At 71.0% G+C, this 6,659-nt stretch carries 7 protein-coding genes; 2 read left to right on the top strand and 5 right to left on the bottom strand.

Annotated elements, in window-relative coordinates; genetic code table 11:
- The 5 genes from AB0D04_RS35335 to AB0D04_RS35315 form a co-directional block, all read right to left on the bottom strand.
- A partial coding sequence (locus tag AB0D04_RS35335) for a SpoIIE family protein phosphatase (RefSeq protein ID WP_362711485.1) occupies positions 1 to 1,484 on the bottom strand: 1,484 nt, incomplete at its 3' end.
- On the bottom strand, positions 1,481 to 1,993 hold the full coding sequence (locus AB0D04_RS35330; RefSeq protein WP_362711484.1) for a sigma-70 family RNA polymerase sigma factor: 513 nt from the start codon (positions 1,991 to 1,993) through the stop codon (positions 1,481 to 1,483). The genes AB0D04_RS35330 and AB0D04_RS35335, both read right to left, overlap by 4 nt.
- Positions 1,980 to 2,267, bottom strand: coding sequence for a hypothetical protein (locus AB0D04_RS35325; RefSeq protein WP_362711483.1), 288 nt, complete (start codon positions 2,265 to 2,267; stop codon positions 1,980 to 1,982). The genes AB0D04_RS35330 and AB0D04_RS35325 overlap by 14 nt, the downstream gene beginning before the upstream one ends.
- 223 nt (positions 2,268 to 2,490) lie before the next feature.
- Entirely contained in the window at positions 2,491 to 2,781 is a 291-nt protein-coding gene (locus tag AB0D04_RS35320; protein WP_362711482.1) for a hypothetical protein, read from the bottom strand.
- 153 nt (positions 2,782 to 2,934) lie between these two features.
- Positions 2,935 to 4,164, bottom strand: a complete 1,230-nt coding sequence (locus AB0D04_RS35315) for a cytochrome P450 (protein ID WP_362711481.1) — start codon at positions 4,162 to 4,164, stop codon at positions 2,935 to 2,937.
- A 400-nt stretch (positions 4,165 to 4,564) separates the two neighbouring features.
- Here AB0D04_RS35315 and AB0D04_RS35310 point away from each other — a divergent pair, with 400 nt between their 5' ends.
- Together AB0D04_RS35310 and AB0D04_RS35305 are read left to right on the top strand one after the other, a co-directional pair.
- Positions 4,565 to 5,308 carry a helix-turn-helix domain-containing protein gene (locus tag AB0D04_RS35310; protein ID WP_362711480.1) on the top strand — a complete coding sequence of 248 codons (744 nt, stop codon included), beginning with the start codon at positions 4,565 to 4,567 and terminating at the stop codon, positions 5,306 to 5,308.
- 61 nt (positions 5,309 to 5,369) lie between these two features.
- A complete protein-coding gene (locus tag AB0D04_RS35305) occupies positions 5,370 to 6,653 on the top strand; it encodes a cytochrome P450 (RefSeq protein ID WP_362711479.1) in 1,284 nt (427 codons plus the stop codon).
- Positions 6,654 to 6,659 lie beyond the last annotated feature (6 nt).

The following is a 6,659-nucleotide window of genomic DNA, read 5'->3' as shown; positions in this document are numbered from 1 at the left end:
CGCCAGGAGGCCAGGACGCCGGAGGCGAAGGCGCGGGCGCGGGGGGCCGCTTCGGTGCCGCCGTGGAGTTCGAGGGCGGCGTTGTGGAACAGCTCCGCTTCGTGCCCCGTACGGGCGGGGTGCTGTACGACCAGGACGGCCACGTCGTCGTCGTGCTCGGCCGTGACGCCGAGGGAGCGCAGCAACCGGTCGCACACCCTCTCCGGTGTGCCGGTGGCGCCGGCGAAGGCGCGCTCCAGCGCTTCGATGCCGTCGTCGATGTCCGTGTCGCGGCGTTCGACGAGGCCGTCGGTGTAGAGGACGGCGCTGCAGCCGGGGCCCAGGGGAACGGAGCCCGAGGTGTGCAGCCAGCCGCCGGTGCCGAGCGGCGGTCCGGTCGCCTCGGCGGCGCGGCGGACCGTGCCGTCGGCGTCCCGGACGAGCAGCGGCACCTGGCCGGCCGAGGCATACACCAGGCGGTCATCGTTGGGGTCGTGGACGGCATAGACACAGGTGGCGATCTGGCTGGCGTCCATCTCGGCGGCCAGGCCGTCCAGGAGCTGGAGGACCTCGTGGGGCGGGAGGTCCAGCCGCGCATAGGCCCGTACGGCGGTGCGGAGCTGGCCCATGACGGCAGCGGCGCGCACGCCACGGCCCATGACGTCCCCGATGACGAGGGCGGTGCGGCCCGCGCCGAGGGTGATGACGTCGTACCAGTCACCGCCGACGGCCGCGTCCACGCCGCCCGGCTGATAGGTGGCGGCCACGCGGAGATCGTCGGGCTGCTCCAGCTCCTGCGGCAGCAGAGAGCGCTGGAGGGTGACCGCGGCCTCGCGCTGCCGCCGCTCGTCGGCCCGCAGGCGTGCCGCGGCCTCCACCTGATCGGTGACGTCCGCGCCGAAGACCAGTACGCCGTCGTGCTCCGTCGGCGTACAGGTGAAGGTGAGATAGCGGGCGTGGCCACGGCCCCGTCCCACGCCGTCCGGCACCCGACGCGCCTTCACCGTGCGGGGCCTGCCGCTGCGCAGCGCCTGGTCCATCAGCGGCAGCAGCCCGAGCTCGGCCAGCTCGGGCAGCGCCTCCCTCGCCGGGGGCCCCGCCGGCCGGGCACCGAAGAGATCCGCATACGCCCGATTGACGTACGCGACCCGGTGATCGGGGCCGTGCACGACCGCCACCAGGCCGGGGATGAGGTCGAACATGGCCGGCTCGCCCTGCCGGAAGCCGTGGAAGCCGACGCCGTCACCGTCGGCCCCGGCGCACCCACCGTCAGCGGCCGCGTCGTCGACGTCCACCGCCGCGAGGCGGCTGCGCAGCTGCCGCAGCGCGAGGTCGTCATCGACGTATGTGCTCACCATCCGGCCGGCCTGCCGCTCGGCCTCGGCCACCGACTCCCGCAGCTCCCGTTCCTCGTCGGCTGCCACGGCCGGCCGACGGATCTCCGCCGATCGCGGTCCGGGCGGCGGCGACAGGGCCGCCCGCATCGGAGGGGTGGGGTCGCTCATCGCAGCCTCCCTTGATCGGCCCTGAGCGCACGACGCGCCTGGCTGATGAGATTGCGCACCGTGACCTCCTCCACCGCCATGATCCGTGCGATCTCGGGATAGGAGAAGCCCCCGAGGAACCGAAGACCGACCGCATGCCGCTGTCTCCATGGCAACGCCGCGATCTGACGCAGAGTTCCCTCGAACTTTTCCTTGATCACGACGAGGTCCTCGGTCAAGGGGGCGGGATCCATCCCGTCCAGGCCCTCCGCCGAGGCGTGGGCGGCGACCTCCTGACGGCGTGCCACTACATGACGGACCGTCACCCGTCGGAGCCAGGACCACCAGTTGCGTACGGGTTCCGCGTGCGGCGTCAGCATGCGCTTCAGCGCCTCTTCGAAGGCCTGCTGGACACCGTCCCAGGCGAGATGCGGATCGACCACCATCGCCGCGGCCAGCAGCCCGTCCTTGTGGGCCAGGAACAGCGCCTCGCACTCCGCCTCGGCCGCGGCCCGGTCAGGTGGCCTCACCACACCCACCGTGCTCGCCGGGCGCCCGGCCGTCGCGTTCCCTGGCCGGGCGGTCGGCGGCCGGCGGCAGCCGCATCTCCCACTCCGTCGTGGCCCGCCCCTGCCGGTCGAGCGAGCGATAGCGGATCGTGCCGCCGGGCCGCATCGCCCGTGCCGCGGTCACCAGCCCGACCGTCCGCGCCCGCTCCCTGATGCGGTAGGCCACCGCCGCGCATACGCCCATCGCCCCCGTCGGTCCGCCGATGGCCACCACCATCCACTGCCACTCCGTCACCTTGCAGCCCTTTCCCGCGTTTGCCTCGTCGCCGTCAGCCCTAAGAGCGAAAGGGCGTCAAAAATGTCTAGGCGGGGGCGATACGGGATGGCTCGGTGGGTTGTTCGGGAGACGGGTCGTTCTGTTGACGGGTCGTTCTGTTGACGGGTTGATCTGGTGACGGGGCATCGTACGTCTGGTCGCCCGCTCGTCCACTCGTCTGCTCGTCTGCTCGTCCACTCGTCTACTGGCTGAAGAGCTCCCGGAGGGAGTGCTCGGCCACTTCGCTGTCCCGCATGGCTTCGACCACCTTCTGGTGGAAGCTGCGGCTCTCCTCTTCCGAGGCACACGGGACCGGGCTGCCGGCCATGGTGAACCAGTCCGTGGCACCGGTGTACTGCACCGCCACATGGGCCTGGCCCTCCGACCAGGTCGTATGCACGCTCAGGTCGCCGTCGATCACACCGACCTCCTCGGTGCGCACCGTACCGGGCCGCGCGTAGATCCCGATCGTGGTCCAAGATGCCCAGGTCACAACTTTCCCCCTTGCTGGCAGGGGGCACCGGCCGCCGGCAGCCGGTGCGGTGCTTCAAGTCTGACACCGGACGGGCAACGGCGCAGCGCATCGGCGCGGCGTCCGGAGCGGGAAGCGGCCCGCCCGGCGTCTCCCGCTCCCGACTACCCACAGTTATCCACGGCCACCACGGGGCGTGAGCCGTACCGGCAGCCGCCTTGGCCCCCGGGTGAACACCCCCGCCTCGGAGGGCGCGGTGCCGTCCGCGAAGTCCATGCCGGGGAAGGCGTCCAGCAGCTGGTTCACGCCGACCTCCACCTCGGTCTTGGCCAGCAGCGCGCCGACGCAGAAGTGCCGCCCGAGCCCGAAGGCCACGTGGTCGGCGGCGGCGCTGAAGGCGTGGGACGCCGCGATCTCCGTACGGAAGATGTCGAACGCCTCGGCACGGGCGTAGCGCCGCTCGTCGCGGTTGGCGGCGCCGATCAGGCAGATGACCGTGGAGCCCGCCGGTACAGTGCCGCCGCTGAGGGTGACGTCCGCGGCGGGCTGCCGCATGATCATGTGGACCGGCGGGCTGTAGCGCAGGGTCTCGACGATGGCCGCCGGTACGAGGCCGCGGTCGGCCCGTACGGCGGCGAGCTGGTCCGGGTGGGCCAGCAGGTTGCGGAAGATCCCCGCGATGGCCTTGTCCGTGGTCTCGCCGCCGGCCGCGAGCAGCAGGCTGACGAAGGCGGTGATGTCCTGGTCGGTCATCCGGGTGCCGTCGATCTCGGCGGTGCACAGGGCGGAGAGCAGGTCGTCACCGGGTGCGGCGCGCCGTTCCTGGATGATGGGGTGCAGATACGCGGTCAGCTCCCCGCTGGTCCGCAGCCCGGTGGCCGTGACGACCGGGTCCTGCGCGAGGTTGGCGAAGAAGTCGACGACAGCCCCGTACCAGGCGTGGAATCGGTCGTGGTCGGCGCGGTCCAGGCCGAGCATGTCGACGATGACATTGATCGGGAAGCGGGTCGCAAAGCGCGCCACGAGATCGGTTTCGCCTGCGTCGCGGAAGGCGTCGATCAGCTCCCGGGCATTGCGCTCGATCACCGGCAGGAACTTCTCGCGCAGGTCCTTGCCGCGGAAGGCGGGCGCCACCAGGGCGCGGCGCACGGCGTGTTCCCGGCCGCTCATCTGGGGCAGGGTCCGGCCGCCGTGCACCGGCTCGATCTGCCAGGCGTAGCTGTCGGTGGTGAACACCGGTTCGCGGAAGGCCCGTTGGACGTCCTCGTACCGGGAAATCAGGTAGCTGCCGGAGCCGGGGTCGCGGAAGAGGGGGTAGTGCTCGCGCAGGACGCGGTACGCGGAGTAGGGGTCCGCTTCGAATGCGGGGGAGAGGATGTCGGGCGGCTGCGGGATGGTGGTCACGGCGCGTCCTCGGCTTCCCTGAGGAGGGGCGGGATCGGGTCGGGCTGCGGTGCCTCGCGGTGCCTTTGCTGTGCTGGTGCGGCGCCTCGGTGCCGTCCGACGCTAGGGCAGGCGGCCGGGCCGGTCCAGAGGGCCTCGCGGCGGCGCACAGTGGCGCGCGGCAGCCCTTCACGCTGGCGTCAATTCGGCTGTATGGGACGCGAGTTGGGGTTATTCGGCGCATCCAGGATTCCTGACCGGCTCAGCACCCCTGCGTGCTCCGCCACCCATCCTCCACACCTGGCCTGAATCGGCCTTACCGCCCACCCCTCCCCTCTCTAACTTTGACTCCGTGACCAGATATGAAATCTGGTCACGGAGCCGAGTCCCCGCCCGCACCCGAACCCGAAGAGACCGGATCGTGGAACAGACACAGCGCGGAGAACGCATCCTGGAGGCCGCCGGCGAGCTGCTGCTCGCCTGGGGCTACCGACGGGTGACCATCGACGAGATCGCCCGCCGCGCCAAGGTCGGCAAGGGCACGGTCTACCTCCACTGGAAGACCAAGGACGCCCTCCTCCTGGCCGTCGTGCTCCATGCCAAGGCGCGCAGTCTGCGGCGCCTGTTGGAGCGGATGCGCGCCGACCCGCTGGAGGTCCTGCCGAGCCGGATGATGTGCGGGCTCTACGAGGACTACCTGGGCGACCCGGTGCTGCGCGCCGTCCAGACCGACGACTCGGACGTCCTCGGCCGCCTCAACGACACCGCCAAGCAGGAGCTCGCGGAACTGATGGCGCACGGCGACCACACCCTGCGCCGCCAGCTCCAGGTGCTGCGCGAGCACGGCCTGGTACGCGATGACGTCGACGTCGCCCACCAGCACTACGCCGTGCTTGCGGTGACCGCCGGCTTCTTCATGACCCAGGCACTCGACGCCGGTCCCCCCGTGGCCCGGGAGGTACGGACCGGCATCCTGGCTCACACGCTCCGCGGCGCACTGGAATTCCCGGCCACCGCGGAATCCGACCGCGCCACCCTCACCGAACCCGCCGCCACCCACCGCACGTGCGCGGCAGCGACCGCCGCCGCACCCGGGATCATCGCTCTCTACGAGCGCCTGGAAGAGCTCAGCTCACAGGAAATGCGACGCCAACTGCGCGACTGACTGCGCGCAGGACGCAAACAGCGCGCCGGAGACCGGTTTTTGACCAGGAGGAGAACACACGATGTCCGCATCCCCCACCAGCGCACTCAGCGCCCACGTCGGCAAACACCCCGGCGAGCCGAATGTGATGGACCCCGCGCTGATCGCCGACCCCGTCACGGGCTACGGCGCCCTCCGTGAGCAAGGCCCAGTGGTCCGTGGCCGCTTTTTCGACGACTCGCCGGTGTGGTTCGTCACCCGCTTCGACGACGTCCGCGAGGTCTTACGCGACCAGCGTTTCGTCAACAATCCGTCCGGCTCCCTGGGCGGTACGGACAACAACCCGGTCAGCCGCCTGATGGAGACCATGGGCCTGCCCGAGGAAATGCGCCCCTACCTCCTCGGATCGATCCTCAACCACGATGCCCCTGACCACACCCGCCTGCGCCGTCTGGTCTCCCGTGCCTTCACCGCCCGCAAGATCACCGATCTGCGCCCGCGCGTGGAACAGATAGCCGACGACCTGCTGACCCGGCTCCCCGAGCACGCCGAGGACGGCGTCGTCGACCTGATCCAGCACTTCGCCTATCCCCTCCCCATCACCGTCATCTGCGAACTGGTCGGCATTCCGGAGGCGGACCGCCCCCAGTGGCGGGTCTGGGGTGCCGACCTCGTATCGATGGAACCGGAACGCCTCGCCGGGTCCCTCCCGGCGCTGATCGACCACGTCCACGAGCTGATCCGGGAACGCCGCGGGGCGCTCACCGACGACCTCCTCAGCGAGCTGATCCGGACGCACGATGACGACGGCGGCCGGCTCAGCGATGTCGAGATGGCCACCATGGTCCTCACCCTGGTGGTGGCCGGTCACGAAACCACCGCCCACCTCATCGGCAACGGCACCGCCGCCCTCCTCACCCACCCCGACCAGCTCCGCCTCCTGCAATCGGAACCGGCCCTGCTCCCCCGTGCCGTGCACGAGCTGATGCGCTGGTGCGGCCCCGCCCAGATGACCCAACTGCGCTACGCCTCCGAGGACATCGAGCTCGCCGGCACCCCCATCCGCAAGGGCGAAGCCGTCCAACTCCTGCTGGTCTCGGCCAACTTCGACCCCCGCCACTACGACGACCCGACCCGCCTGGACCTCACTCGCCACCCGGCCGGCCACGCCGAGAACCACGTCGGTTTCGGGCACGGCATGCACTACTGTCTGGGCGCCTCCCTTGCCCGCCAGGAGGGCGAGGTCGCCCTGGGCAAGCTGTTCACCCGCTATCCCGACGTGTCCCTGGCCGTCCGGCCCGACCGTCTCGAGCGTCCGGAACTGCCCGGCCTCTGGCGTCTCACCTCCCTGCCGCTGCGGCTGTAGCGCCGC

Origin of the sequence: Streptomyces sp. NPDC048483 (assembly GCF_040651455.1) — a bacterium.
In the GTDB taxonomy this organism is placed as follows: domain Bacteria; phylum Actinomycetota; class Actinomycetes; order Streptomycetales; family Streptomycetaceae; genus Streptomyces.
This window is presented reverse-complemented; position numbering and strand designations above follow the sequence as displayed.

Coding starts and splice junctions, on each gene's coding strand:
- AB0D04_RS35305 (WP_362711479.1), top strand. CDS start 5,370: ATGTCCGCATCCCCCACCAGCGCACTCAGCGCCCACGTCGGCAAACAC.